This is a genomic window from Prevotella sp. khp1 (genome assembly GCF_900102205.1).
Taxonomy (GTDB): Bacteria; Bacteroidota; Bacteroidia; order Bacteroidales; family Bacteroidaceae; genus Prevotella; species Prevotella ruminicola.
On the sequence record NZ_FNJZ01000003.1, the window covers coordinates 210,974 to 235,429 of the forward strand.

Here is a 24,456-nt window from a genome sequence, read left to right on the forward strand (position 1 = left end):
AGTTGCAATGCTAAAGCCGTGTCTTTTTTATAAAAAAGCCGTGTTAATCCGTGCCTAAAAATATTATTTCTGTACGGGAATCTTGTCCACGCGCTTCTGGTGGCGGCCACCTTCGAAGGTTGCGGTGAAGAACTCGTCCATAATCTTGCGAGCCATGTTATTGTCGATGAAACGGCCTGGCATTACCAGTACGTTGGCATCGTTGTGCTGACGGATGAGATGTGCAATCTCGGGAATCCAGCACAATCCGGCGCGCACCTGCTGGTGCTTGTTCAGGGTGATTGAGATACCCTCGCCACTGCCACAGATGGCAATACCGGGATAAACCTCGCCACTCTCGATACCCTCGGCCAGTGCGTGTCCGAAATCGGGATAGTCTACACTGGCATCGCTCCATGTACCATAGTCCTTAACGGGGTAACCCTTCTCCTCCAGGTACTGGAGCACAAACTGCTTTAAAGCGAAGCCTGCGTGATCGCAAGCAACTCCAACTGTCTTTACTTCCATAGTCTTAAAATTTAAGGCACGAATTACACGAATTTCACGAATTTTACTAGCAATGAGTAAAATAATTCGTGTTAATTCGCGAAATTCGTGCCAGATTATTAATTAAGCAAGCAATTTCTTAACCTGCTTGTAAACATTCTCGCCGGTGAAGCCGAGCTTCTCGTCGAGCACCTTGTAAGGAGCTGAGAAACCGAAGCTCTCCAGACCCCATACGGTACCGTCGGCACCTACCAGACCCTCGAGGTTAACGGGCAGACCAGCGGTGAGACCGAACTTCTTAACACCTGCGGGCAGTACGCTCTGCTGATACTCCTTGCTCTGGCTGCGGAACAATCCCTCAGAAGGAACGCTAACCACGCGAACCTTAACGCCATCCTCGCGGAGCAGCTTAGCACCAGCCTCGAGGGTAGAAACCTCGGAACCTGAAGCCAACAGGATTACATCGAACTTCTCATCGCTACCAGCTACAACGTAAGCACCCTTGGTGGCCTGGTTGTAGTCGTTGCCCTCGGGCAGCATGTCGATATTCTGACGAGAGAAGATAAGAGCTGTAGGAGTATCAACATTCTCCATAGCCATGCGCCAGCAAACGGTGGTCTCCTCGGCATCGGCAGGACGAACTACCAATACAGAGTTCTTACCGTGGTGGTTCTTCAGCTTCTCCATCAGACGGATCTGTGCCTCCTGCTCAACAGGCTCGTGGGTAGGACCATCCTCACCTACGCGGAAGGCATCGTGAGTCCAGATGAACTTAACAGGCAGCTCCATGAGGGCAGCCATACGTACGGCGGGCTTCATGTAATCAGAGAATACAAAGAAGGTACCGCAAGCGGGGATAACACCACCGTGCAGAGCCATACCAATGCAGCAGCAAGCCATGGTGAGCTCGGCTACACCAGCCTCGAAGAAGGCACCGCTGAAGTCGCCACGAACCAGGTCGTGAGTCTTCTTCAAGAAACCGTCGGTCTTATCTGAGTTGCTCAGGTCGGCTGATGCACAAATCATGTTGGGAACCTGCTCAGCGAGAGCGCCCAGAACAGTAGCGCTGGCACCACGTGTAGCAGCACCTGCCTTCTGCTCAACCTTGCTCCAGTCGATAACAGGAGCCTTGCCGCTGAACCACTCCTCGAGCTGCTTGGCCTGTACGGGGTGACCCTTAGCCCACTCAGCCTTCTCGGCATAGCGCTCAGCTACAATCTTCTTCAGCTCCTCGGCACGCTTTGCGTACATCTCCTGAACCTCGGGGAAGATCTGGAATGGGTTCTCGGGATCGGCACCCAGGTTCTTCATGGTGTTGATGTAAGCATCGCCACCGAGAGGAGCACCGTGAGTAGCGCAGTTGCTCTCGTATGAGCTGTTGTCAGCCTTACGGGCACCCTTACCCATTACACAGTGACCGATGATGAGTGATGGGCGATCCTTCTCGGCCTGAGCCTTCTTGATGGCCTCGCGAATCTGGTCAACATCGTTACCGTTAATCTTCTGTACAAACCAGCCCCATGCCTCGTACTTCTTGGCGGTATCCTCGCAGGTAACCACCTCGGTCTTGGTAGAGAGCTGAATATCGTTAGCGTCGTAGAACATGATGAGGTTGTCGAGTCCCAGGTTACCAGCGATACGACCAGCACCCTGTGAAATCTCCTCCTGTACACCACCGTCAGAGATGTAGGCGTAGATAGTCTGGTTCATGACGTTGCCCAGACGAGCCTTCAGGAACTTAGCGGCGATGGCAGCACCTACTGCGAAACAGTGACCCTGACCGAGAGGACCAGAGGTGTTCTCGATGCCGCGCTCAATCTCGCGCTCGGGGTGACCTGGAGTTACTGAACCCCACTGGCGCAGGTTCTTCAGATCCTCGAGTGTGTACTTGCCGATCAGAGCGAGCTGGCTGTACAGCATTGGAGCCATGTGACCTGGATCGAGGAAGAAACGGTCGCGACCCTCCCATGCGGGATTCTCGGGATCGTAAACCAGGAACTCACTGTAAAGGGTGTTGATGAAATCAGCACCGCCCATAGCACCGCCGGGGTGTCCCGACTTAGCCTTCTCAACCATCGAAGCAGCAAGGATACGGATATTATCCGCTGCCATGTTCATAACTTTGTTGTCGTTCATAATGAATAATTAATTGAAAAACGTTAAATTTGGGGGCAAAGATACAAAATTATTCCGAAACAAATCACGGTTTCGGAATAATTATTTGATTTGGAGCAAAAAATTATTGTAATTTTACACTTATTGCTTGGAAACTCCTATCTCAACCTTAGTTTTGTCAGTCAAGGATGGCATTCGGCAGGTAACGGTACGTGTCTCGCCTGGGGCCAGAGTCAGGTAGTTGTCGCTCCAGTAGGCTGGGCAAATCAGCTCGCCCTGGTTCTTGGCTGTTAAGCGAATCATAAATGCCACCTTGTCGGTAGGATTGCTTACTTGTACCTGGTAGCCATCGTTGGTGGGAGTGGTAGTCAGCTTCACATCGGTGGTACACAGGCTGTCGAGCATGGCATACGAGGCGTACTTGGTGATAGGGGTGTGTACCCAGGTGGTCTTGTCCCAATCGTACGTATCCTTCTCGCTTACAATAAAATACTCGTTGGTGATGTCGTCGCCCAGCTTCAGCAGCAGGAAGGCGGCAGGGGCCTGGGCCATATCGATATCAAACACCTTGGTTACCATGCCGGGGGCTATCTCAATCTCCTGGCTGTCGTCGGTGCTCTTGTCGCCTCTCAGCAGTTGCATGCGGGCTGTGGCCTTGGTGGGGTGCAGCGTCTCGTTAACGGCATACACGGCCTTGGTGTAGTAGTCGTAAATCAGCTGCACAGGGGCGTTGGCTTTCTTTACACCGTAGTAGGCGGCATTGGGCTGCTTGTAGTAGTCGTACAACTGCCAGTAAATGCCTGGGCGTGAGCTGTTCAGCATCCACTGGATGATGCCTGTGGTGTGGGGCAATCTTACTCGGAAACTCTCGAACATTGCCTTGGTGCTCTCGTAGTTCAGCATGTCGGCACGGCGCAGGTACTCGTCGATATCCTTGGCCTCGCTAAAGCGGTTGCGAATCACCTCGTTCAGCTGTTTCAGCGAGTTCATGTCGCTGCCCGATGCGGTACACAGGATGTTCCAGCGCTGGTCGATGGGGAAGAGGTTGGGGCCTAACATCTTCTGCAGCGACTCTTTTACAGGCAACTGGGCGCCGATACCCGTCTCAGTATTGAATCCGAATGCGCCTCCAGGAGCATCTGGCAGATACCAGTAGCTGGGACCCACATACTCGTACGGACCGGCCATCTTGGTTCCCGACGGACCTGAAATCTCGCTCGTCTGATCCTTGGCCGAAATCAGGTACTGGCGATCGTCCTCGGTGCTCAGGAACTGCTGATATTTTTTCTCCAGTTCGGGCTTGGGCAGCATGTCGCTACCTACAAACCAGCCGATGATGGATGGGTGATAGCGCAGCCACATCACCTGATCCTCGAACGAACGGGCTATCAGGTCGATATTCTCTGGGCTCAGTATGCCGCCGTACAGCTCGTCGCAGGGCGAGCCGATATAGTCCTCCCACTCCCAGTGGCAGCTCCAGCCCACCAGGATAAAGAGTCCCAGCTCGTCGCACAGGTCGTACAGGTTCTGCGAGGTGCCCCAGAAACCCTCCAGGCGCACGGTGTTCATATTCATGTCGCGCACATACTCCAGTTGCTGGCGATTACTCTCGGGTGTGTCGCGCAGGTAGATATCATCGGTCCAACCGGCACCACGCAGCAGCACGGGCTGACCATTCAGCGAAAAGGCGCGGTAACCGTCGTCGGTGAGGTAGCTTTTTATCTCGCGAATACCAAATCGCACATCTTCGAAATCCGAAATTTTGTGGTCCTCGGCAAACTCAATGTGCAAATCACACAGTTCGGGCTTGCCCATGTTGTGGCACCACCACAATTTGGGCTTGTTGATATGTATTTCGGTGGGACTTACAAAGCGTTTCTTCTCGCCAGGAGCCAGACTTACGCGGTAGTTGAACTTCTGTCCGTCGGCAGTACCCTGCACGGTGCCTTCGACGGGCTTGTCCGACAGGTTACGCAGTTCGGTGGCGATGGTGAGCCAGGCCTCGTTCAGCGTTTCGGTGTTTACACGCGAACGTACGGCTGAGTGCGACAGGGCCACATTGCCGCAGGTTTTTACACGCACCTCGCGGTAGATACCCATGTTCTCGTCGGCAGGGCGCGGGTTCCAGTCGGCAAAACCGATGTTGGGTTCGCCGGGCTGTGCACGAAACACCTCAACCTCCAGCTTGTTTTGTTTGGCAATCTCGTTGGTTACATCAAACTCAAACTGTCGGAACGCGCCGTACATCTCCTTGCTGTTGGCTATCTGCTTGCCGTTAAGCCATACGTTGGCGCGGTAGCTGATACCATCGAAGTTCAGCACCGCATGTTCGCCCTCGTTGAGTGGTTGCAGATCGAAAGTGGTGCGGTACTTCCAGCTTTTATCAAACTGTGTTTTGTTAATCCTGGCATAGTCGTCGGCAGTAAGTGCCTCGGGTTCTATGCCGTTGGCAGTGAGCGTACCCATCAGGGTGCCAGGCACTTGGGCTGGTATCCAACCATCGGGTGTTTCTACCTCCCAGTTCATATCCAATGTCTTATGCTCGGTACATGCAGCAGCCACTACCGCCAGCATCCCCGCCGCCAAAATAGTTTTAAGTTTCATATTTTAATGTTAATACTTCGTATTGAGCCTGCTCACGCTCGACAAAGCCCAAGCAAGCTTGGCTCTGTTCTCGCTTAATCGCAGCCTTTAATGTTAATGTTTAATGTTTAATGTTTAATGTAAAGCTGCGGCTCCCAGCATGGCAGCGTTTGGTAAGGTTGATGGCTGGATGCGGGTGGCAGCTACGTTCTCGGGGTAGGGGAAGGTGCTGAGTTGTTGGCGCATGGGCGCTTCGTAAAGTGCAAATGCGTTGGCTATGCCGCCACCGATGATGATGGCTTCGGGGGCATAGGTAAACAGCACCGCCTTCATCAGGTTGCCCACATGCGTGCCAAACTCCTGCCACACAGCCAGCGCCTCCTTGTCGCCAGCCAAAGCCAGCTTGGCAAAGTTAGCACCTGTGTCGCCATGCAGCTTACTGAAGAATCGGCTACTGCAGTAAAACTCGTAGTCGGCATCCAGATAGGGCAGCGAACCTATCTCGCCAGCCCCCGTGTTCACACCGTTATACAGCTTGCCATCGATGATGATACCTGCGCCAATGCCGGTACCTATCGTCAGGCCCACCATATTCTGTGTGCCCTTACCCTCGCCATAGCGCCAGGCACCCAAGGCAAAGCAGTTGGCATCGTTGTTAACGGCTACGGGCACACCAAACTCGCTTTCGAGAATCTCTTTCAGATGTACCTCCTGCCACGAGGGGATATTAGCCACATTATATACGATGCCCTGCTGGCAATCTACCACCGAAGGCACACCCACACCAATGCCCGTTACCTCGGGGCGCATCAGCTGGGCTATCTGTCGCTTCAGTTGGGCAAGCACCACCTCCTCGGGCTCCTGTGCGGGGCAGGGCTCTATCACGGTATCAACCACCGTGGCGCCATCGGTCAGTCCAACACGCATGTTGGTACCGCCTAAATCAATCGCTATTTTCATCTTTATAGGTTACGTTTGCTTGTTTCAAAATGTTACGATAATAGGCCGAAACATCCTTCCAATGGTAGAAGGGGTAGCAGTCGGTTGGGATGGGGATGGATGTCTCGTTCTCGTTCATCAGGAATTTAACCAGGATATCATCCGAGCCCTGCTTGCGGAAGAAGATAAGCTGCACGTTACCTGCCATGGGGATGAGTCGGAACAGGGCAAATGTATTATGCAGATTCTCCATATCCTGCGTGCCACCCAGAGCCTCTTTCACACCTAATATATATGAGAAAGGTAGCAGCACGCTGTCGTGACCGAAGCGCAGGCGCACCTGTTTTTTACCCGAAGCTATCATGAGGTCGGCCTCGTCGAGGACGTTCTTCAGCAGCGGATAGATGGCGTAGTAGTTGGGGCGCGAACCAGGCATCAATCCCTCCCACAGGCACCAGCTGGCATTGTAAACATAAAAGCCGTCGATAAGTTCGTCGGTGGTAAACAGGTCGTTGAACGACAGATTCAACTCGGGCAGACAATGCATGTTCGAGGCGATGTTCCATAAGCCATCAGCCAGCTTGTAGCCATCCACAAATCCTTCCAGTTGTTTGGGATCCTTAAACAGCATCTGCATCTGGTAGCGTCCGTTCAGCTTTTCGTGGCGGAACTTGTCCAGCTTGTCGTACAGATGTCCGTCGATACCTTTCTTGGGGATGAAAATACTGTCGTTGGGTATCAGGTAGTACATATCGTGTTCGCTGGCATCCATTGTGATGCTGAGCTTTGGATTCATGCTCTTCAGTTCCTGACAGAAGTTGGCCATCGAGAGCATGCAGCGACGAACGGTTGATGAGTTGGCTTTTACCTCAACGGGCTGCATCAGCAGTTGTGGGTAGTTGGTAGCCAGTCGGTGGGCTATGCCCTGATGCTGTCGGGCACCCAGCTTAGTCAGGTCGCCATCGCGATGCCATGCATCGGCAGCAGCCAGTTTTACACGTTGCAGCACTTCTACGCCTTTGGGTGTAAGCCAGCCGCGCGCCTGGGCGGTATCCATCTTGCCAATCACGTATTTGTAGGCATCGTCGTCCGTCATATAACGGGCACCGTGACGGCCGTAATGACTCACGTAGAATGGTTCGTAACCTGCAGGTGCAGGCGTTACTGTTCCCTTGGGCAGGGGGTAATTGCAATAGTTGCCGGTAGCCAACTCCATGTTAGCCAACAGTTCGGCCTTTGATGTCTGGGCCTGCATGGGCGCACAGAGCATCGTAGCTGTAAAAGCACAGATAAAGGTTTGTTTTAAATGATTCATAAACTGTTTTGAATAGTTGATTTGTGGCGCAAATATACATTATTTTTCTATAAGGTGGTGCATTTTTTTAGTTTTTTTTGTATCTTTGCCGCCACATTATATTAATAAGGTATAAAGATTATGAAGATAGCGATTGTACAACACGATATACGTAGCAACGATTTTTCTGAGAATCTGGAGCATCTTGAAACGTTGATAGATCAGCATCCGGATGCTGATATGTTTGTGCTGCCTGAAACCTTTGCCACAGGCTTTATGCCCGAGGGCGGTGTAGGAGGCTCGGATTATACGGGTTATGATATTTTGCAGTGGATGGGGACCAAGGGGTTTCTGTATGATGCTGCCGTTGTAGGAAGTGTGGCTACTAAGGATGACGCTGGACAGCTGCGTAACCGTTTGTATTTTGTTCGCCCCGATGGCAAGGACGAGTATTACGATAAGCGCCATCTGTTTACGTTTGCCGGCGAAACCAAGGATTACGTGCCAGGCGATCGCCGTGTGATAGCAGAGTGGGGTGGTGTGCGTTTCCTGCTGCAGGTGTGCTACGATTTGCGATTCCCGGTGTTTTCGCGTTCGCGTGGCGATTACGACGCCATCATCTATGTAGCCAACTGGCCCGAACAGCGTCAGGATGCCTGGCAAACGCTGCTGAAGGCACGTGCCATCGAGAATCAGTGCTATGTGATAGGCGTGAACCGTGTGGGTAGCGATGCCGCTTGTAAGTATATTGGTGGCTCGGTGGTGATTGATGCCTATGGCCGCACCATCGCCCAGTGTGCCGATGGTGAGGAGGGTATTGCTACCGTTGAACTCGACATGGAACAGCTGCAGCGTTTCCGTAAGAAGTTCCCTGTGCTGGACGATGCCGACAAGTTTAATGTTCTCTGATGCTTTTGGGTTCTACGTGTACCGATATGTGGGTTTCCTTGCCGTAGTGTTCGCGTAGGATATTCTCCACTTCTTCGCTTTTGTTGTGAGCCTCGCGCAAACTGATGTCGTCGTCCATCAGTATGTGCAGTTCTATGGCGTAATGATTGCCTATTCGGCGCGTGTGCAGATCGTGTGGCTCTGTAACGCCAGGTATCGATCCTGCCAGCTGCAGAATCTCGCTCTCAACCTCATCGGGCAGCGAATGCTCCATCAGGTCGCCAATGCCATTACGCAGCAGGTCTATCGCCACCTTAATAATAAATAGGCCCACGATGATACCTGCCATGGGATCGAGCACCGTCCATCGTTCACCTAAGAAGATGGCGCCACCAATGCCGATGGCTGTGCCTATACTCGACAGGGCATCGCTGCGGTGGTGCCAGGCGTTGGCCTCTACTGCCTGCGACTTGAGTTTGCGGGCCTGCACCATCGAGTAGTGGAACACCGCCTCTTTCAGAATAATCGAAAGAAGTGCAGCCCATAGCGCCAGCATGCCTGGGGCTTTTAAGGGTTCGCCATGTGCCCAAGCGATAATCTTGGTGAGTGCGCTGTACACAATGCCTACAGCTACTATCAGTAGTGCCAACCCAATCAGTGTGGTGGCCAGCGTTTCGTATTTACCATGCCCGTACTCGTGCGATTTGTCGGTAGGTTTGCCGCTGATGCGCACAAACACCAGCACGATGATATCTGTGACAAAGTCGGATAGCGAGTGCACCGCATCGGCAATCATTGCCGCACTATGTCCCGCAATGCCCGCCACAAACTTAAACAGCAGGAGCACCACATTCACGGCGCCACCAACCATTGTTACCTTATATATCTCTTTATTTCTTTCCATTGTAGTGCAAAAGTAGTAAATTGATAGCAAATAGCAAAAAAAACTGCGATTTATTTGTCAGATAGAAATAAAAACATTACTTTTGCAGCGCAAAATTAAATATTCGGGGTGCTGAGGCATGTGCCAAAGCTGAGAAAATACCCATAGAACCTGATACGGGTAATGCCGTCGGAGGAATGCAATATGAAAGTAAGGATTAACAACAAACAACACGAGACGCAAGCCAAAACTGTATCCGAGCTTGCCGCCCAATTGCAGTTGCCCGCCAAAGGTGTGGCAATAGCTATCGATAATGAGTTGAAACCGCGCACTACTTGGGATGACACCATCCTGCAAGAGGGCGCCACTATCACTATTATCAAAGCTGCATGCGGGGGGTAAGGGCTATGTTACAGTTTATATCTCACTACACCGATAAGTATAGCTATCTGGACAGCATCCGCCTTGCCTTGCAGGGTGGTTGCCGATGGATACAGCTGCGCATGAAGGACGCTACCGACGATGAGGTGCGCCCCGTTGCGATTGAGGCCCAGAAGCTATGTAAGCAGTATGGCGCTACGTTTATTATCGACGATCGCGTGGCATTAGTAAAGGAGTTGCAGGCCGATGGTGTGCATCTGGGTAAGAACGATATGCCCATTAGCGAGGCACGCCGCCAGTTAGGTCCCGATTATATCATAGGTGGAACAGCTAACACCATCTGGGATGTAAAAGCCCACTATGCGGCTGGTGCCGACTACATTGGCTGTGGCCCCTTCCGCTTTACTACCACCAAGCAGAAGTTGTCGCCGGTATTAGGACTGGATGGTTACCGACGGATTATCATCGAGATGCGTGCGGCGCATATCGACATCCCCGTTGTGGCTATCGGCGGTATTACCAAGGACGATATACCCGCCATACTGGCAACCGGCATCACCGGCATTGCCCTGAGTGGTACGGTGCTAAGGGCTGCGAACCCCATTGACGAAATGAAACACTTAACAAACATAGTTAATCATGAGTAAATTAGTAATTGCAGGACGGGAGTTTAACTCTCGTTTGTTTCTGGGCACAGGCAAGTTTAACAACAATGCGCTGATGGCCCAGGCTATCGAGGCTTCGGGATCGGAGATGGTTACCGTTGCCATGAAACGTGTGGAACTCGACGACAAGAACGACGATTTGCTGACACACATCACCCAGAACCCCAAAATCCAGTTGCTGCCCAATACATCGGGTGTGCGTAATGCTGAAGAGGCGGTGTTTGCTGCCCAGATGGCCCGCGAGGCCTTTGGCACCAACTGGTTGAAGTTGGAGATACACCCCGACCCACGCTACCTGTTGCCCGACTCGGTTGAGACGCTGAAGGCCACCGAGCAGTTGGTAAAACTTGGTTTTGTGGTGCTGCCATACTGCCAGGCCGACCCTACGCTGTGTAAGCATCTGGAAGAGGCTGGTGCAGCTACTGTGATGCCGCTGGCAGCCCCCATCGGTACCAACAAGGGTTTGAGAATGAAGGATTTTCTGCAGATTATCATCGACCAGGCCACGGTGCCTGTAGTGGTTGATGCCGGTATCGGTGCCCCCAGTCATGCTGCCGAGGCGATGGAGATGGGTGCCGACTGTGTGCTGGTGAATACCGCCATTGCCGTTGCAGGCGATCCTGTAGCGATGGCTGATGCCTTCCGTCAGGCTGTCATCGCCGGTCGCCAGGCCTTCGAGGCAGGCTTAGGAGCCATCGCCGATTGCGCCGAAGCTTCGAGCCCACTCACGGCGTTTTTAAATGTTTAATGTTTAATGTTTAATTTTTAATTTTTAATGATAAACGATCACAAGGCCTATGCTCAGAGAGAGAAGGCCTATATGCAAGGAAATTTGTATCCTGATGTAAAGGTGGGTATGACCAAGGTGAACCTGACACCAACGGTGACGAAGGATGCCGACGGCAAAACCCACGTAGAGAAGAACGAACCAGTGTATATCTACGATACCAGCGGTCCTTATACCGACCCCAACTATACGGTTGACTTGAAGAAGGGACTGCCCCCCATGCGCCAGCAGTGGATTGCCGATCGTGCTAAGAAAGGTCAGGGCATCACCCAGATGGCGTGTGCTAAGGCAGGCATCATCACTCCCGAGATGGAGTATGTGGCCATTCGCGAAAACATGAACTGCCAGGCATTGGGTATCGAGAGTCATATCACTCCCGAATACGTACGCCAGGAGGTGGCACGCGGACGTGCCGTTATCCCCGCTAACATCCATCACCCCGAGAGCGAGCCGATGATTATCGGACGCAACTTTGCGGTGAAAATCAATACCAATATCGGTAACTCGGCCACTACATCCAGCATCGACGAAGAGGTAGACAAGGCCGTATGGTCGTGCAAGTGGGGTGGCGATACGTTGATGGACCTCTCAACGGGTAACAACATTCACGAAACCCGCGAGTGGATTCTGCGTAACTGTCCTGTACCCGTAGGCACCGTGCCCATCTATCAGGCTTTGGAAAAGGTGGATGGCAAGGTGGAAGACCTCTCGTGGGAGGTGTATCGCGACACACTCATCGAACAGTGCGAGCAGGGTGTGGATTACTTTACCATCCATGCCGGCATCCGTCGTCACAACGTGCACCTGGCCGATAGCAGATTGTGCGGTATCGTGAGTCGTGGCGGTAGCATTATGAGCAAGTGGTGCCTGCTGCATGATAAGGAGAGCTTTTTGTATGAGCACTTTGATGATATCTGTGATATTGTGGCTAAGTACGATGTAGCCCTGTCGCTGGGCGATGGTTTGCGCCCTGGCTGTACAGCCGATGCCAACGATGCCGCCCAGTTTGCCGAGCTCGACACCATGGGCGAGCTGGTGGTACGTGCCTGGGAGAAGAATGTGCAGGCCTTTATCGAGGGTCCCGGTCATGTGCCCATGCATAAAATCAAGGAGAACATGGAGCGCCAGTTGGAGAAGTGCCACGAGGCACCATTCTATACCCTCGGACCTATTGTTACCGATATCGCTCCTGGCTACGATCATATTACCAGTGCCATCGGTGGTGCGCAGATAGCCTGGCTGGGAACTGCCATGCTCTGCTACGTAACCCCCAAGGAGCATCTGGCCCTGCCAAATAAGGACGATGTGCGCGCAGGTATCATTGCCTATAAGATAGCTGCCCATGCTGCCGATCTTGCAAAGGGACACCCCGGTGCCACCATCCGCGATAACGCCCTGTCGAAAGCCCGTTTCGAGTTCCGTTGGCGCGATCAGTTCCACCTGTCGTTGGATCCCGAACTGGCGCTGCAGTATTTCACCGAGGCAGGACATACCGATGGCGAGTACTGCACCATGTGCGGACCAAACTTCTGCGCTGCCAAGCTCACGCATGACCTGAGGAAGATTAAACATTAAACATTAAAGATTAAACATTAAACTTTAATGGAACTAACGAGTGAACAACGTAGGCGTTATAACCGCCACCTGATACTGGAAGGTTTCGGACCTGAGGCACAAAGCAAGTTGCTGCAGGCCAAGGTGCTGCTGGTGGGGGCAGGGGGCTTAGGCTCGCCTGTAGCCCTGTACCTGGCGGCAGCTGGTGTGGGCACCATCGGTGTGGTGGATGGCGATACTGTGAGTATCACCAACCTGCAGCGCCAGGTGCTGCACAGCACGCCCGATGTGGGGCGCCCCAAGGTGGATGTGGCCAAGGAGCGCATGCTGGCCATCAACCCCGATGTGCATGTGGAGACCTACGAATACTATCTGAGCGAGGCCAACGCCATGGAGCTGATTAAGCCCTACGATTTTGTGATCGACGGTACCGACAACTTTGCGCCCAAGTATCTGGTAAACGATGCCTGCGTGATGCTTAACAAGGCCTTTTCGATGGGTGGCATCAGCAAGTATAGCGGACAGCTGATGACCCATGTGCCAGGCTCGGCCTGTTACCGTTGCTTGTTCCCTGAGCCCCCTGCCAAGCAGGATGTGGAGACCTGCGCCATGGTGGGCGTGTTAGGCTCGATAGCCGGCATGTTAGGTACCGTGCAGGCCACCGAGTGCTTGAAATACTTAGCTGGGGTGGGCCGGTTGCTCACCAACAGTATGCTTACCTTCGATGCCCTCAGTATGCAGTGGCAGCGCTTCGACTTTGGCAAGCGTGAAAACTGCGAACTCTGTGGCACTCATCCTTCGATACACCAGTTGAAGGAGTATGCTTTCAAACCCTGTAAATCAAAATAAACGAAAAGATGTTTAGTGACGAACTTAAAAACATTAGTTGGCAGGAAACCACCGAGCGCATAGCCAGCATGAACGATGCCGATGTGCGCCGCGCCTTAGGCAAGAGTCGCTGCGATGTGAACGACTTTATGGCCCTGCTATCGCCTGCAGCCGAACCTTACTTAGAGCAGATGGCCCGACTCTCGCGTAAATACACCGAGGAGCGTTTCGGGCGCACCATGTCGATGTTTATCCCGCTGTATATCACCAACTCGTGTTCCAACTCGTGTGTGTACTGCGGCTTTCATCGCGAAAACCCTATGGCACGCACCATCCTGACACCCGAACAGATTGAGGACGAGTATAAGGCAATAAAGAAGTTGGCACCTTTCGAGAACATCCTGCTGGTAACAGGCGAGAATCCAGCCAAGGCGGGAGTGCCTTATCTGGCTAAGGCCATCGATATTGCCAAGCGCTACTTCTCGAACATCAAGATCGAGGTGATGCCGCTGAAGATGGAGGAATACCGCGAGCTGACCCACCACGGACTGAACGGTGTGATCTGCTTTCAGGAAACCTACAACCGCGAGCACTACCAGCTGTACCACCCACGCGGCATGAAGAGCCGTTTTGAGTGGCGCTGCGACGGATTCGACCGTATGGGGCAGGCTGGCGTACACTCTATCGGTATGGGTGTGCTTATCGGTCTGGAGAAAGAGTGGCGCACCGATGTGACGATGATGGCGCACCACCTGCGCTATCTGCAAAAGCACTACTGGCGCACAAAGTACTCGATCAACTTCCCCCGTATGCGCCCGGCCCAGAACGAGGGATTCCAGCCCAACTGTTTTATGACTGATCGCGAACTGGCACAAGCCACGTTTGCCATGCGTATCTTCGACCACGATGTCGACATCTCGTACAGCACCCGCGAACCCGCTTACATCCGCGACAACATGTGTACCTTAGGTGTAACCACCATGTCGGCCGAGAGCCATGTGAACCCTGGTGGCTACCACACCTATCCACAGGCTTTGGAGCAGTTTACGGTTAGCGATGAGCGTACGGCTAAGGTGATTAACACCCGATTGAAGGAACTGGGCCGCGAGCCCGTTTGGAAGGATTGGGATGCCTCGTTCGACATGTGTAAAAAGTGTGTATGATTATCGTTATTACACGCCCTGATTTCTTCGAGGGCGAAGCCGCTAAGATTGCCCAGCTGCTGCAAAGCGGCAGGGCCAATCTGGTACATATACGTAAACCTAGAGCCAGCCAGAGCGAGGTAGAGCAGCTATTATTTTCCATTCCCACAGAGCTCTACTCGCGTCTGGTGTTACACGATCATCACTCGCTGGCCATCAAGTATGGCTTGCGAGGGGTGCATCTTAACAGTCGTAACCCCGAGCCGCCAGCAGGGTGGAGTGGGGCAGTAAGCATCTCGTGCCACACCCTGAGCGAGCTGTCGGAGTGCCGCCGAAAGCCTTATGCCTACATGAGTCTGAGTCCTATCTTCGACAGTATCTCAAAGCGCGGCTATTACTCTACTTTTACCCCCGACGTCATCGCTGCAGCCCACGAGGTAGGACTGATTGACGAACGGGTGATGGCGCTGGGTGGCATTACATTCGATAAAATAACTGAAGTTAAAGAAATGGGCTTTGGAGGAGCCATGATCCTCGGCGACGCATGGAGGTAGTATTATCAATAGCCGGTAGCGACCCATCGGCAGGTGCCGGCATTCAGCAGGATCTTAAAACCATCACGGCCCATGGCTGTTATGGGGCTACGGTGATTACATCTGTCACCGCACAAAACACGTTAGGCGTACAGAGCGCCATGCCTGTGCCACCCGAAGTGGTAGGCCAGCAGCTGCGTGCTGTACTTTCCGATCTGGAGCCTAAGGCCATCAAGATTGGTATGCTTCCTGATGCCGAGGTGGCTCAGGTGGTAGCCGACGAACTGCACACCTATCTGGCGCAGCACCCCGTGTCGGTGGTTTACGATCCCGTGATGGTATCCACCAGCGGTTATCCGCTGATGGCCCCCGAGGCTGTACAGTTAGTGGTCAGCAAGCTGTTCCCCCTCTGCACACTCATCACTCCCAACCTGCCCGAAACTAACCGCCTGCTGCAACTCATCGAAAAGCCCATCTCCTCGTCGTTTGTACAGGTGGCTGGCGAAACCCTGGCGCGGCATTTCGGTTGCGCTTTCCTGCTCAAGGGTGGGCATGCCGATAAGCCGCAGATGATAGATTTGCTGTTCGAACCTGATGGCAGCCTAAGCACGTTTGCCACCGAGCGTATTGCTACCAGCAATCTGCACGGCACAGGCTGCACGCTCTCGTCGGCCATTGCATCCAACTTAGCCTTAGGTCACCCGCTACCCGAGGCGGTGGGTAAAGCCAAGCAGTTTATTACCGAGGCTATCCGCAAGTCGGCAGCTATCCGTATCGGGCATGGTAACGGTCCGCTACAGATGCCGTAACTTTCAGAACATCAAAAAAGGACACCCTCCGTTACCGGATGGATGTCCTACTATCCCATGGATTAGAATTATATAAATCTCTCTTTTTACTTGTTCAGACCGCGGTTGTAGATAGTGATGTTCAACAACATGAGGTACTTCTTCATCTGCTCAGCATTCAGAACGCGGCTCATACGCTTAACGTCGGTGTTGATAGCGTTCTTAACCATTGCATCGCGATCAGCATTGCCATACTGTGCAGCATAAGTCATCTCGGTGCTGAACACGTGGTGAATGTTCTCAACAGCTTCCTTCTGATCGTCGCCCAGGTTCAGAGCATCAGCCAGCTTATTGATATTGATATCCATCTTGTAAGCCTCTACGTTTGCTACAGCGTTAGTGTTCTCACCCTCGGCAAATGCGGTTGTCATACTCAGCATTGCAACTAATGTCAAAATCATCTTTTTCATCTTTTTACCCTTTCTTAATTTTACTCAGTCGGCCTTTCACGGTCGGCCTACTTTAAACATTTTTGTTACCCTTTGTTTCTTTTTGACGGTGCAAAGGTACGGCGACTTTTTGAATTAAACAAGCATTTTTATCTAATTGTGTGCGAACACAGCGTTTTTATTGATACAAATCAGTTTATTGATTCAGGTCAACGATAGATACAAAAAGTCCGCCTACGGATGCAGACGGACTCTCTGTTTGTTAATACTTAATACTTTATTTAGCAGTTGCAGATGGTCGTGCAGGCATAGGACCGAAGCTGAATGCGGGCAGCTTCGACTTCTCGGGCTGGCCTAAGAACGAAGCCTCGGCATCCTTCTCGTCAAGCTTGAATACCATAAACTTGGTGCTCTTGGCGGTGCAAGGAGTCCAGGCACCACCCTTAGGACCGTTAGGATCGCTGTACTTTACAAAGTTGGTCCAAGCGGTAAGCATCTTCTCACTCAGATCCCAGTCGCCCTTAGTCCAGGGGCGCCAGCAATGCTTCAAGCTCTTGAATACAAACCACAGGTCGCTTGAGTGGAAAGCACCCTTCAGGCGCTGGGTTACTTCGGGATGACTGCCATCATCGGGCAATGGACGTGCAAACTGGTAGGCCCAAGCCTTACCGCCCTTCTGCTCGCGAACCTTACAGAACTCGGCAATGTTTGGTGCCATGTTACCCATATCATCCAGTGTAAAGCCAATCATATAAGGTACGTCGGCCAGTGTGCCCTGGCGGGTGGCATCGTCAAAGCTCTTCTCGCTTACGTAGCCGTCGATCATAGGCATGAATGGCAGTCCGCGCATAAATGGGAAACCGCCAGCCTGCTGCTGTCCGTCGTTGTTTACCTGATAGTACAGGGTAGGCAGGGCAAAGATAGTCTCGGTGCTGGCGGCGCGCATCTTCTTCAGGTCGGTCAGTCCGGCCCAGTCGAACACCTTCTTAGCGTTAGCCTCGGCCTCCTGTACGGTACCGCCACTGTAGCGGCCACCCATCATGTTACCGTTGGCATCGGGAATGCTCAGTCCCTGGGCACTCATAATCACAGCCTTGTGGAACAAGCCGCGGGCCAGGGGACTCTCGCACAGTGTACGTACGCTACCACCACCGGCGCTCTGTCCGAAGATGGTGACGTTATTGGGGTCGCCACCAAACTGGGCGATATTCTTCTTAATCCATTTCAGGGCCTCAATCTGGTCAAGGATACCATAGTTACCCGATACGTGGTTGGGGCTCTCGGCTGCCAGTGCAGGGTGGGTGAGGAATCCGAATACACCCAGGCGGTAGTTGATAGATACCAGCACTACATCCTTGGCACCCCATTCCTGTCCGTCGAACTCAGGTTCCGAACCGAAACCCTCGCGATAGCCACCACCGTGAATCCACAGGGCTACGGGCAGCTTCTTGTTCACATCACCAGGGGCCTTGGTCCATACGTTCAGGTACAGGCAGTCCTCGCTAAAGGCTGCCTCCTTACCATAACCCCACTCGGTGTAGTAGCCACCGGTATATTGGATGGCCTGATAGCTGGGGCGACCGAAGGTATCACATACCTTCACACCCTTCCAGGGAACGATGGGCTGTGGTGCTTTCCAACGGTTCTCCTTGATAGGAGGTGCAGCATAAGGAATGCCACGATACACAAAAACTTCGGGATGATCGTCGGCCAGGATGCCTTGCACCTTGCCACCTTCGATTGTTAGAACTGGGTTTTCTGCAGCACCTGCAGACACTGCTACTAAGAGCAGGAGAGACATGAATAGTTTTCTCATAATTATTGGTTTTGTTGATAATAACTAATGGTTCCTATTTTATTCAGGTTTATTTATTGACGTAGCGTGCGACAAAAGGTTTAAACCGAAAGCAAAGTTTGGCGTGTTTTTTGTCGGCCTATGGCTATCAGCTTTTCCGATTTGTCGTAGTCGAACCCGCCGTAACGGGCCATCTGTATATCCACCAGCACATCGGGCTTGGTCAACTTGGCCATCAGCAGCGAGTTCTGACGTATCATCAGCGAGCTTACACGCGACAGCATGGTGTAATAGTTAAAGTCGAGGTGATCGGGCAGCAGGCGGTTCAGTATCTGCTGCGATAACGAGGTGCTGCGTTTGCGCTTCTCGGTTATTTCCTGCTGTATCTCCCACTGCACTTTGTAGTCGTGACCGCTCACGTCGATGCCTACCAGCAGGTCGCCCTCGTGGCGTTCCACACGGTTAAGGGGTATGGGGTTGGTAACACCACCATCTATCAGTATCATGCCGTCGCGGCGCACAGGCTCGTAAAAGGTGGGTAGCGAGATGGATGCGCGGATGGCTTCGAACAAACTGCCTTTGCGAAACACCACTTCCTTACCCGAAATCCAGTCGGTAGCCACGGCGCAGTAGGGTATGGGCAGTTCCTCAATAGGCACATCGGGCACAAACTCCATGATGGCCTCGATAATACGGCTGCCTTTTACCAGGTGGTTCAGACTGAACGAGAAATCGGTCAGCTCGAGCATTTTTTTGCGGTCGATGGTTTTCATCCACTCTCTGAAGTCCTCCAGCTTGCCTGCCGCATACACACCGCCTATCAGCGCACCCATCGAGCAGCCTGCTATCGAGGTGATATGATAGCCCTCGTTAAGCAGTTCCTCGATGGCACCGATATGTGCCAGTCCGCGGGCACCACCACTCGATAGTACCAGAGCCACATCACGCTTTGTGCTTGTTGCTGTATCCTGTTTGTTCATTGCAATCATTCTAATTTCGCGACAAAAATACAAAAAATTAGGCACGAATTACACGAATTTGCGCGAATTTATTAATTTTTTCGTGTTAATTCGTGAAATTCGTGCCAAAACATTTATCTTTGCATCCTATATGACACAACAAAGTATCTTCCAGCGTCCTGTTTGGGCAGCCCTCATGGCCTTTACCGCTGCGTTTCTGTGGGGATGGGCTTACCCGTTTATCAAACTGGGCTTTGCCGAGTTCGAGATTACTGCCGACATGACGGGCAGTAAGATGCTGTTTGCCGGCATCCGCTTCTGTATCTCGGGACTCATCATCCTTTCGATAGCCCGTTTCACCCATCGCTCGTTCCAGTTCAAGGAGGCCGCCAAACCAAACCTCATCGGTAGTGCTTTGTTTCTGTTGGGTTTCACCTTACTTAATACTACGCTGCATTACGCCGCCTTCTATATCGGCCTGTCGCATAGTCAGGGCAGTCGTGCTGCCATCCTTAATTCGCTCAGCGTGTTTACGCTGGTGCTGCTGGCCTGTATGTTCTTTAAGAGCGATAAACTTACCACCCGTAAAATCCTGGGTTGCACCATCGGCTTTGGTGGTATCCTGTCGCTCAACCTGGGGGGCGAGGGTAGTGGCCAGTTCACCCTGCTGGGCGATGGTATGATTATACTCAATGCCCTGTGCGGTGCCTTTGCAGGACTGATGACACGAGGTGTCAACCAGCGCGTGGATGTGTTTGTGGGAACCGGCTACAGTCTGGGCATCGGTGGTGCCCTGCTCATCATCCCCGGCTTGCTGCTGGGTGGCACGCTGCCCCATGTAACCCTGCTCGGACTGTTCTATCTGCTCATGCTCATCGGCATCTCAACCATCGGCTTTGCCCTCTACAACAAGCTGCTTACCTGCAATCCCGTTGGTAAGATAGCCATCTGGAATTCGCTCATCCCTGTGGTAGGTGCCGTTACCTCGTGCCTCTGTCTGGGCGAGCCCTTCCTGCCTAAGTACATCCTGGCCGCCACCCTCACCACGGCAGGTATATACATTATTAATAAAGGAAAAGTTTAAAATCGTACAATAACAAACAAAACTCATAACCTTATGCCTACAACTCAATATTTACTACTGTTTGCAGTCAACCTGGCGTTTATCCTCACCAACCTGTACGGATGGATTCTTAAGTGGTACTATCGCCCCAAAGCCTACAACGCGCATTTCCACGAGCTGTTTCCTGCCCAGCGGTCGGTAGGAGTGCTGTACCTGATGCAGATTATGGAGCTGCCCTACCTGTTGCAGGTGGGCGATGCCGATGCCCTGCTGTATGTAAATGCCTTTGCCGTGCTGTTCTTCTCGCTGCAGATGCTGGTGATGTGCCACGGCTATTTCTTTGCGGCGCGAAATGCGGCCCGTGCCAGCGTGCTGGATCACAAATGGTACTGGCTGTTTATGCCGGCAGCCCTTGTGCTGGCCCCCCTGTTGCTACAGGCCCTGGGCATGGTGAAGCTGCCCGATGGTTATCGTCCTTTGGCGTTTGTGGCTGTCAGCGTGGTGTTTGCTGCCTATTTCGCCCTGTCGGTGCACATGGCACTCAAGATAGGACAGGCCGTGCGCCGTGCCAACGAGGACACCTATGCCGATAGCGATGATTTCCCCGTGCGTTTTGCCCAGTACGTCCAGTGGTTGCCCACATTTATCTGTGTGCTGATGGCTATCAACTTCTATGCTGATAATGCCATCGTGAAAGCGGTGCGCGACGTGTTTTTTACGGGTATGAACATCTGGTTCTGCATCTTTACGCTTAACCCTTGGCGACAGCCCTATGCCGACCGTACCGATGAAATCGTTAAGGCTGCAGCCGATGATATGGCTGAACCAGCACCTGTGGCAGGCACGTTCCGTTTAACCGATGAGCGCTTTATGCAGTTGAGCCGTAAGTTGGACGACCTGCTCACCAAGGAGCGTATCTTTACCGAGCAGCACATCACCAGCGACTTGCTGACGGCACGCCTGGGCACCAATGCCACCTATCTGTCGGAGGTGATACGCCGCAGCGGTTACCAGTCGTTCTACGATATGATTTGCCAGCATCGTGTGCGGCATGCCATCAGTTTGATTACTGCCAAGCCCGATGAGCGCCTACTGGTGATAGCCGAAGAGTGTGGTTTCTCTTCGCCGGCCTCGATGACCAAAGCCTTCAAACAGTTAGGAAAACAGTCGCCTTCGGCCTATCGCCAGCAAGGGTAGGGGGCTTTCCTTTCAGCGTATTTCTTTCCTTTTAGCGTATTTCTGCTTTCCTCTCAGCATATTTTTGATGAGGGGAAAGGTGGTTTGCTGCCTGCGGGTGTATATTTGCATCCGCTAATATTAATTATTACACCTATGATGGCTTTAGAGATTCTGCTTTACGTACTTTTCGGTGTTACCGCCGTTATCGTATTTTACCTTTTATATAAGGTAAACAGTTTTTTCAATCCTAAAGATCGCCATGATTTAACCTCTAAAAACGATAGATAATGAACAAGCAAAACATTCAGAAAACGCTGGTGCTGCTACCTACAAGTGCACTGCTGGTTGGTTGTTTGGATGCGACCGACAACCCTGCAAACAAAATCACGCCTACGCCTAATGCCGACGGCAAGTACAACATCATCTTTATCACTACCGACCAGGAAGCCTATATGGAGCAGTATCCTGCTGGTAGCGACTATGCCGCTCGCGAACGCCTGCGCAAGCTGGGAACCACGTTCGAGAAGCATTACGCCTGTGCCAATGTTTCCACATCAAGCCGCTCGGTTATCTACACCGGCCGCCACATCACCGAAACCTGTATGCTGGATAACACCAACTATGCCTTTGTAAACGATATGTCGCGCGACCTGCCTACCGTAGGCGATATGTTGCGCGATGCCGGCTACTATACCGCCTTTAAGGGTAAGTGGCACATTTCTGAAGATACCGAGTCGCTTGAGGAGTACGGCTTTAGCGACTGGACCGAAGGTGATATGTACGGTTCGGTTTGGGAGGGCTATAAAGAGGATGGCACCATTGCCGACCATGCCATCGACTGGCTGAAAAACAAAGGTAAGCAGCTGAACAACGACGGCCAGAGTTTCTTCCTGGCTGTAAACTTCCTGAACCCACATGATATCATGTACTTTAACGAAACACCGGGCACGTACATCGCTGGCGAGGCTACACCTGCACCCGACGATCCTGTTTATAAAAAGAGCTACAATGTGCCTGTTCCTGCATCGTGGAACGAGTCGTTCGACAAACCTGGTCGCCCTGCTGCACATAAGGAGTACAACAAGCAGTGGCAGGACTGGGTAGGTCCATCGCCAACCGACACCACAGGATGGCACACCTTCCGCGACTATTACTTTAACACCATTCAGGACGAGGACAACCACATGCTGGTGCTGCTCAAGTATCTCGAAAAAGCCGGACTGCTTAATAATTCCATCGTTATCTACACCAGCGATCATGGTGAGATGCAAGGCGAACACGGCTTGAAGGGTAAGGGTGGTAATATCTACGAGAACAACATCCACGTGCCCCTGATTATCTATCACCCCGAGATGAAGGGCGGTCGCCATTGTTATAACCTTACCTCGCATCTCGACCTGGCACCCACATTTGTTGATATTGCTACAGCTGGCAACGTGCAGCAGTTTAGTGCTATCACTCAGGAGCTCCACGGCCACTCGCTTATGCCTGCTGTGAAGAATCCCGCTACCGACATCCGTAACAGCGAGGGTGCCCTGTTCTGTTTCGAGATGATATCCATGATTGATGGCGACTACGTGATGAATCCCAGCCTGAAGCCTGCCTATCGTGCCGATATGAACAAGCGCGGTTTTGTACGTGGCATCATCACCCCCGATTATAAGTTTGCCCGTTACTTTGCACCAGTTAAGTTCAACACACCAGCCGATTACGAAGCCTTGTGGGCCGACAACGATGTAGAGCTGCTGATGTGCGGTACCGACGAGACCGAGAACCTGGCATGGCCTAAGGATAATAACGCCAACCAGCAACTGGTAGAGCTGATGAACCAGAAACTGAACGCCCTGATACAGCGCGAGATTGGTACCGACGATGGTAGCGAAACCAAGAAAGGCTATAAGGGTGGTGTAGATATGTACGATAAGAATAAGTATGACCAGTAGTGACGACTTGCGACACTATGCCATCGAGGTAAAGCCCATTGGTGCGGCTTGCAACCTGCGATGCCAGTACTGTTATTATTTAGCGAAGGGTGGTGGCCATGCCGCTGGCCCTTCGCTTATGACGGATGAGGTGCTCGAGAACTACATCCGTCAGGTGATTGATATCCACGGACGTTATGCCGAGATAGAGTTTGCCTGGCATGGTGGCGAGCCCACTATGTGCGGTATTCCCTTTTTTGAGCGGGCCATGGCGCTGCAACAGAAATACGGCGAGGGCCGCCAAATACTTAACACCCTGCAAACCAACGGCACACTGCTCACCGACGAGTGGTGCCAGTTCTTCCGCAATCATCAGTTCCGTATCGGCATCAGCATCGATGGTCCCGAACATCTGCACAACATCTATCGCAAGGATGCACGGGGCGAGGGCACCTATAGTCGCACCATGCATGGTCTCGACCTGCTGCTAAAACACGGTGTCGACTTCAATACCCTTACCACCGTAAATGCCGCCAACGCCACACATGCTGCCGAGGTGTATCAGTTTTTACGAAGCTTTAGCAACTACATGCAGTTTTTGCCAGTTGTCGAGAGCCTGCCGCTTAATGATAGCCATAAGAATGTGGCTTTGCCCCCAGGCATCTATAGCCATCAGCCTCGCAACCTGGCCCCCTTCTCTGTGCAGCCCGAAGCCTACGGCAAGTTCCTCTGTACCGTTTTCGATGAGTGGAGCCGCCGTGATGTAGGTCGCAAGTATGTGCAGGTTATCGAGGCTGCCATTGGCAACCTTACCCACCGCCCAGCCGGTTTGTGTGTTCACGAATCCGTTTGCGGCCATTGTGGTGTGATTGAGAAGAATGGCGACCTGTACCGTTGCGACCGCTATGTGTTTCCCGAGTATCGCATTGGCAATATCCTGCAGGGTTCGCTCCACGATATGATGCAAACCAACCGCAAGTTTGGCGAGTATAAGCTCGACAGCCTGCCCTCCGCCTGTCTGCATTGCGATGTAGCCCATCTCTGTTTCGGTGGCTGCCCCAAGGATCGCCTGGTAGAGCGCATCACCCTTAACGGTCCCGAACGCCGCAACTATCTCTGCCCCGGCTACAAAATGTTTTTCCGCTACATTTCGCAGAAAATCAAAACACTTTTTTTGCCCATTCATAAATCAATGTTTAAACGAGTTTAAAGAATTGGCAGTA

22 protein-coding genes and 1 riboswitch are annotated in these 24,456 nt (G+C 52.4%); of the genes, 13 read left to right on the forward strand and 9 right to left on the reverse strand.

From position 1 onward, the window contains the following. Window positions 1–63: 63 nt before the first annotated feature. From rpiB to BLR73_RS09930, 5 genes are all read right to left on the reverse strand, one after another. On the reverse strand, window positions 64–507 hold the full coding sequence (rpiB, locus tag BLR73_RS09910) for a ribose 5-phosphate isomerase B (protein ID WP_013064281.1): 444 nt from the start codon (window positions 505–507) through the stop codon (window positions 64–66). 102 nt (window positions 508–609) lie between these two features. Then, complete coding sequence (locus tag BLR73_RS09915; RefSeq protein ID WP_091861621.1) at window positions 610–2,622, reverse strand: transketolase family protein; 2,013 nt, start codon at window positions 2,620–2,622, stop codon at window positions 610–612. A 120-nt stretch (window positions 2,623–2,742) separates the two neighbouring features. After that, a complete protein-coding gene (locus tag BLR73_RS09920) occupies window positions 2,743–5,205 on the reverse strand; it encodes a glycoside hydrolase family 2 protein (RefSeq protein ID WP_091861623.1) in 2,463 nt (820 codons plus the stop codon). A gap of 114 nt (window positions 5,206–5,319) precedes the next feature. Further along, the gene (locus BLR73_RS09925; protein WP_091861626.1) at window positions 5,320–6,144 is read right to left on the reverse strand and encodes an ROK family protein; all 825 of its coding nucleotides are present in this window, start codon (window positions 6,142–6,144) and stop codon (window positions 5,320–5,322) included. Further along, the gene (locus BLR73_RS09930; RefSeq protein WP_091861629.1) at window positions 6,128–7,438 is read right to left on the reverse strand and encodes a histidine-type phosphatase; all 1,311 of its coding nucleotides are present in this window, start codon (window positions 7,436–7,438) and stop codon (window positions 6,128–6,130) included. The genes BLR73_RS09925 and BLR73_RS09930 overlap by 17 nt, the downstream gene beginning before the upstream one ends. Before the next feature lie 120 nt (window positions 7,439–7,558). Here BLR73_RS09930 and BLR73_RS09935 point away from each other — a divergent pair, with 120 nt between their 5' ends. Next, window positions 7,559–8,326, forward strand: coding sequence for an amidohydrolase (locus BLR73_RS09935; RefSeq protein WP_091861632.1), 768 nt, complete (start codon window positions 7,559–7,561; stop codon window positions 8,324–8,326). On the opposite strand, the gene BLR73_RS09940 is transcribed toward BLR73_RS09935, so the two are convergent. Then, complete coding sequence (locus BLR73_RS09940) at window positions 8,313–9,209, reverse strand: cation diffusion facilitator family transporter (protein ID WP_091861635.1); 897 nt, start codon at window positions 9,207–9,209, stop codon at window positions 8,313–8,315. The two genes, BLR73_RS09935 and BLR73_RS09940, sit on opposite strands and share 14 nt — an antisense overlap. Window positions 9,210–9,303: 94 nt before the next feature. Further along, window positions 9,304–9,406, forward strand: a riboswitch (TPP riboswitch). Here BLR73_RS09940 and thiS point away from each other — a divergent pair. From thiS to thiD, 8 genes are all read left to right on the forward strand, one after another. Then, on the forward strand, window positions 9,393–9,590 hold the full coding sequence (thiS, locus tag BLR73_RS09945; protein ID WP_013063548.1) for a sulfur carrier protein ThiS: 198 nt from the start codon (window positions 9,393–9,395) through the stop codon (window positions 9,588–9,590). It overlaps the preceding riboswitch by 14 nt. A 5-nt stretch (window positions 9,591–9,595) precedes the next feature. After that, a complete protein-coding gene (locus BLR73_RS09950) occupies window positions 9,596–10,216 on the forward strand; it encodes a thiamine phosphate synthase (RefSeq protein WP_233456457.1) in 621 nt (206 codons plus the stop codon). Next, on the forward strand, window positions 10,209–10,982 hold the full coding sequence (locus BLR73_RS09955; RefSeq protein ID WP_091861640.1) for a thiazole synthase: 774 nt from the start codon (window positions 10,209–10,211) through the stop codon (window positions 10,980–10,982). Before BLR73_RS09950 ends, BLR73_RS09955 begins: the two co-directional genes overlap by 8 nt. A 27-nt stretch (window positions 10,983–11,009) precedes the next feature. Beyond that, a complete protein-coding gene (gene thiC, locus BLR73_RS09960) occupies window positions 11,010–12,596 on the forward strand; it encodes a phosphomethylpyrimidine synthase ThiC (protein ID WP_091861643.1) in 1,587 nt (528 codons plus the stop codon). A 27-nt stretch (window positions 12,597–12,623) separates the two neighbouring features. Continuing rightward, window positions 12,624–13,424: a HesA/MoeB/ThiF family protein gene (locus BLR73_RS09965; RefSeq protein ID WP_091861646.1), complete on the forward strand. Its 801-nt coding sequence runs from the start codon at window positions 12,624–12,626 to the stop codon at window positions 13,422–13,424. An 8-nt stretch (window positions 13,425–13,432) separates the two neighbouring features. Continuing rightward, window positions 13,433–14,566: a 2-iminoacetate synthase ThiH gene (gene thiH / locus BLR73_RS09970; RefSeq protein WP_091861649.1), complete on the forward strand. Its 1,134-nt coding sequence runs from the start codon at window positions 13,433–13,435 to the stop codon at window positions 14,564–14,566. Next, on the forward strand, window positions 14,563–15,099 hold the full coding sequence (locus BLR73_RS09975) for a thiamine phosphate synthase (RefSeq protein ID WP_091861651.1): 537 nt from the start codon (window positions 14,563–14,565) through the stop codon (window positions 15,097–15,099). Before thiH ends, BLR73_RS09975 begins: the two co-directional genes overlap by 4 nt. Next, window positions 15,090–15,887, forward strand: coding sequence for a bifunctional hydroxymethylpyrimidine kinase/phosphomethylpyrimidine kinase (gene thiD / locus BLR73_RS09980; RefSeq protein WP_091861654.1), 798 nt, complete (start codon window positions 15,090–15,092; stop codon window positions 15,885–15,887). The genes BLR73_RS09975 and thiD overlap by 10 nt, the downstream gene beginning before the upstream one ends. A gap of 86 nt (window positions 15,888–15,973) precedes the next feature. On the opposite strand, the gene BLR73_RS09985 is transcribed toward thiD, so the two are convergent. From BLR73_RS09985 to BLR73_RS09995, 3 genes are all read right to left on the reverse strand, one after another. After that, window positions 15,974–16,336: a hypothetical protein gene (locus BLR73_RS09985; RefSeq protein ID WP_091861657.1), complete on the reverse strand. Its 363-nt coding sequence runs from the start codon at window positions 16,334–16,336 to the stop codon at window positions 15,974–15,976. A gap of 256 nt (window positions 16,337–16,592) precedes the next feature. Next, window positions 16,593–18,131 carry a carboxylesterase/lipase family protein gene (locus BLR73_RS09990; protein ID WP_091861660.1) on the reverse strand — a complete coding sequence of 513 codons (1,539 nt, stop codon included), beginning with the start codon at window positions 18,129–18,131 and terminating at the stop codon, window positions 16,593–16,595. Window positions 18,132–18,211: 80 nt separating this feature from the next. Next, window positions 18,212–19,090 carry a patatin-like phospholipase family protein gene (locus BLR73_RS09995; protein ID WP_091862005.1) on the reverse strand — a complete coding sequence of 293 codons (879 nt, stop codon included), beginning with the start codon at window positions 19,088–19,090 and terminating at the stop codon, window positions 18,212–18,214. Between the two features lie 130 nt (window positions 19,091–19,220). Between BLR73_RS09995 and BLR73_RS10000 the strand changes: the two genes are divergently transcribed. The 4 genes from BLR73_RS10000 (at window position 19,221) to BLR73_RS10015 (ending at window position 24,443) form a co-directional block, all read left to right on the forward strand. Next, the gene (locus BLR73_RS10000) at window positions 19,221–20,153 is read left to right on the forward strand and encodes a DMT family transporter (RefSeq protein ID WP_091861662.1); all 933 of its coding nucleotides are present in this window, start codon (window positions 19,221–19,223) and stop codon (window positions 20,151–20,153) included. A gap of 33 nt (window positions 20,154–20,186) precedes the next feature. Beyond that, a complete protein-coding gene (locus BLR73_RS10005; protein ID WP_091861665.1) occupies window positions 20,187–21,329 on the forward strand; it encodes an AraC family transcriptional regulator in 1,143 nt (380 codons plus the stop codon). 269 nt (window positions 21,330–21,598) lie between these two features. Beyond that, a complete protein-coding gene (locus tag BLR73_RS10010) occupies window positions 21,599–23,254 on the forward strand; it encodes a sulfatase-like hydrolase/transferase (protein WP_091861668.1) in 1,656 nt (551 codons plus the stop codon). Next, window positions 23,244–24,443 (forward strand): anaerobic sulfatase maturase, encoded by a 1,200-nt coding sequence (locus BLR73_RS10015; RefSeq protein ID WP_091861671.1) that lies wholly within the window; start codon window positions 23,244–23,246, stop codon window positions 24,441–24,443. Before BLR73_RS10010 ends, BLR73_RS10015 begins: the two co-directional genes overlap by 11 nt. Window positions 24,444–24,456 lie beyond the last annotated feature (13 nt).

Bases quoted from the DNA above. Each gene is read 5' to 3' on its own strand.
- thiC (WP_091861643.1), top strand. From the start codon at position 11,010: ATGATAAACGATCACAAGGCCTATGCTCAGAGAGAGAAGGCCTATATG.
- BLR73_RS09925 (WP_091861626.1), bottom strand. From the start codon at position 6,144: ATGAAAATAGCGATTGATTTAGGCGGTACCAACATGCGTGTTGGACTG.
- BLR73_RS09935 (WP_091861632.1), top strand. From the start codon at position 7,559: ATGAAGATAGCGATTGTACAACACGATATACGTAGCAACGATTTTTCT.
- BLR73_RS09955 (WP_091861640.1), top strand. From the start codon at position 10,209: ATGAGTAAATTAGTAATTGCAGGACGGGAGTTTAACTCTCGTTTGTTT.
- BLR73_RS09915 (WP_091861621.1), bottom strand. From the start codon at position 2,622: ATGAACGACAACAAAGTTATGAACATGGCAGCGGATAATATCCGTATC.
- BLR73_RS09985 (WP_091861657.1), bottom strand. From the start codon at position 16,336: ATGAAAAAGATGATTTTGACATTAGTTGCAATGCTGAGTATGACAACC.
- BLR73_RS09990 (WP_091861660.1), bottom strand. From the start codon at position 18,131: ATGAGAAAACTATTCATGTCTCTCCTGCTCTTAGTAGCAGTGTCTGCA.
- thiS (WP_013063548.1), top strand. From the start codon at position 9,393: ATGAAAGTAAGGATTAACAACAAACAACACGAGACGCAAGCCAAAACT.
- BLR73_RS10005 (WP_091861665.1), top strand. From the start codon at position 20,187: ATGCCTACAACTCAATATTTACTACTGTTTGCAGTCAACCTGGCGTTT.
- thiH (WP_091861649.1), top strand. From the start codon at position 13,433: ATGTTTAGTGACGAACTTAAAAACATTAGTTGGCAGGAAACCACCGAG.
- BLR73_RS09975 (WP_091861651.1), top strand. From the start codon at position 14,563: ATGATTATCGTTATTACACGCCCTGATTTCTTCGAGGGCGAAGCCGCT.
- thiD (WP_091861654.1), top strand. From the start codon at position 15,090: ATGGAGGTAGTATTATCAATAGCCGGTAGCGACCCATCGGCAGGTGCC.
- BLR73_RS09930 (WP_091861629.1), bottom strand. From the start codon at position 7,438: ATGAATCATTTAAAACAAACCTTTATCTGTGCTTTTACAGCTACGATG.
- BLR73_RS09940 (WP_091861635.1), bottom strand. From the start codon at position 9,209: ATGGAAAGAAATAAAGAGATATATAAGGTAACAATGGTTGGTGGCGCC.
- BLR73_RS10015 (WP_091861671.1), top strand. From the start codon at position 23,244: ATGACCAGTAGTGACGACTTGCGACACTATGCCATCGAGGTAAAGCCC.
- BLR73_RS10000 (WP_091861662.1), top strand. From the start codon at position 19,221: ATGACACAACAAAGTATCTTCCAGCGTCCTGTTTGGGCAGCCCTCATG.
- BLR73_RS09920 (WP_091861623.1), bottom strand. From the start codon at position 5,205: ATGAAACTTAAAACTATTTTGGCGGCGGGGATGCTGGCGGTAGTGGCT.
- rpiB (WP_013064281.1), bottom strand. From the start codon at position 507: ATGGAAGTAAAGACAGTTGGAGTTGCTTGCGATCACGCAGGCTTCGCT.
- BLR73_RS09965 (WP_091861646.1), top strand. From the start codon at position 12,624: ATGGAACTAACGAGTGAACAACGTAGGCGTTATAACCGCCACCTGATA.
- BLR73_RS10010 (WP_091861668.1), top strand. From the start codon at position 21,599: ATGAACAAGCAAAACATTCAGAAAACGCTGGTGCTGCTACCTACAAGT.
- BLR73_RS09950 (WP_233456457.1), top strand. From the start codon at position 9,596: ATGTTACAGTTTATATCTCACTACACCGATAAGTATAGCTATCTGGAC.
- BLR73_RS09995 (WP_091862005.1), bottom strand. From the start codon at position 19,090: ATGAACAAACAGGATACAGCAACAAGCACAAAGCGTGATGTGGCTCTG.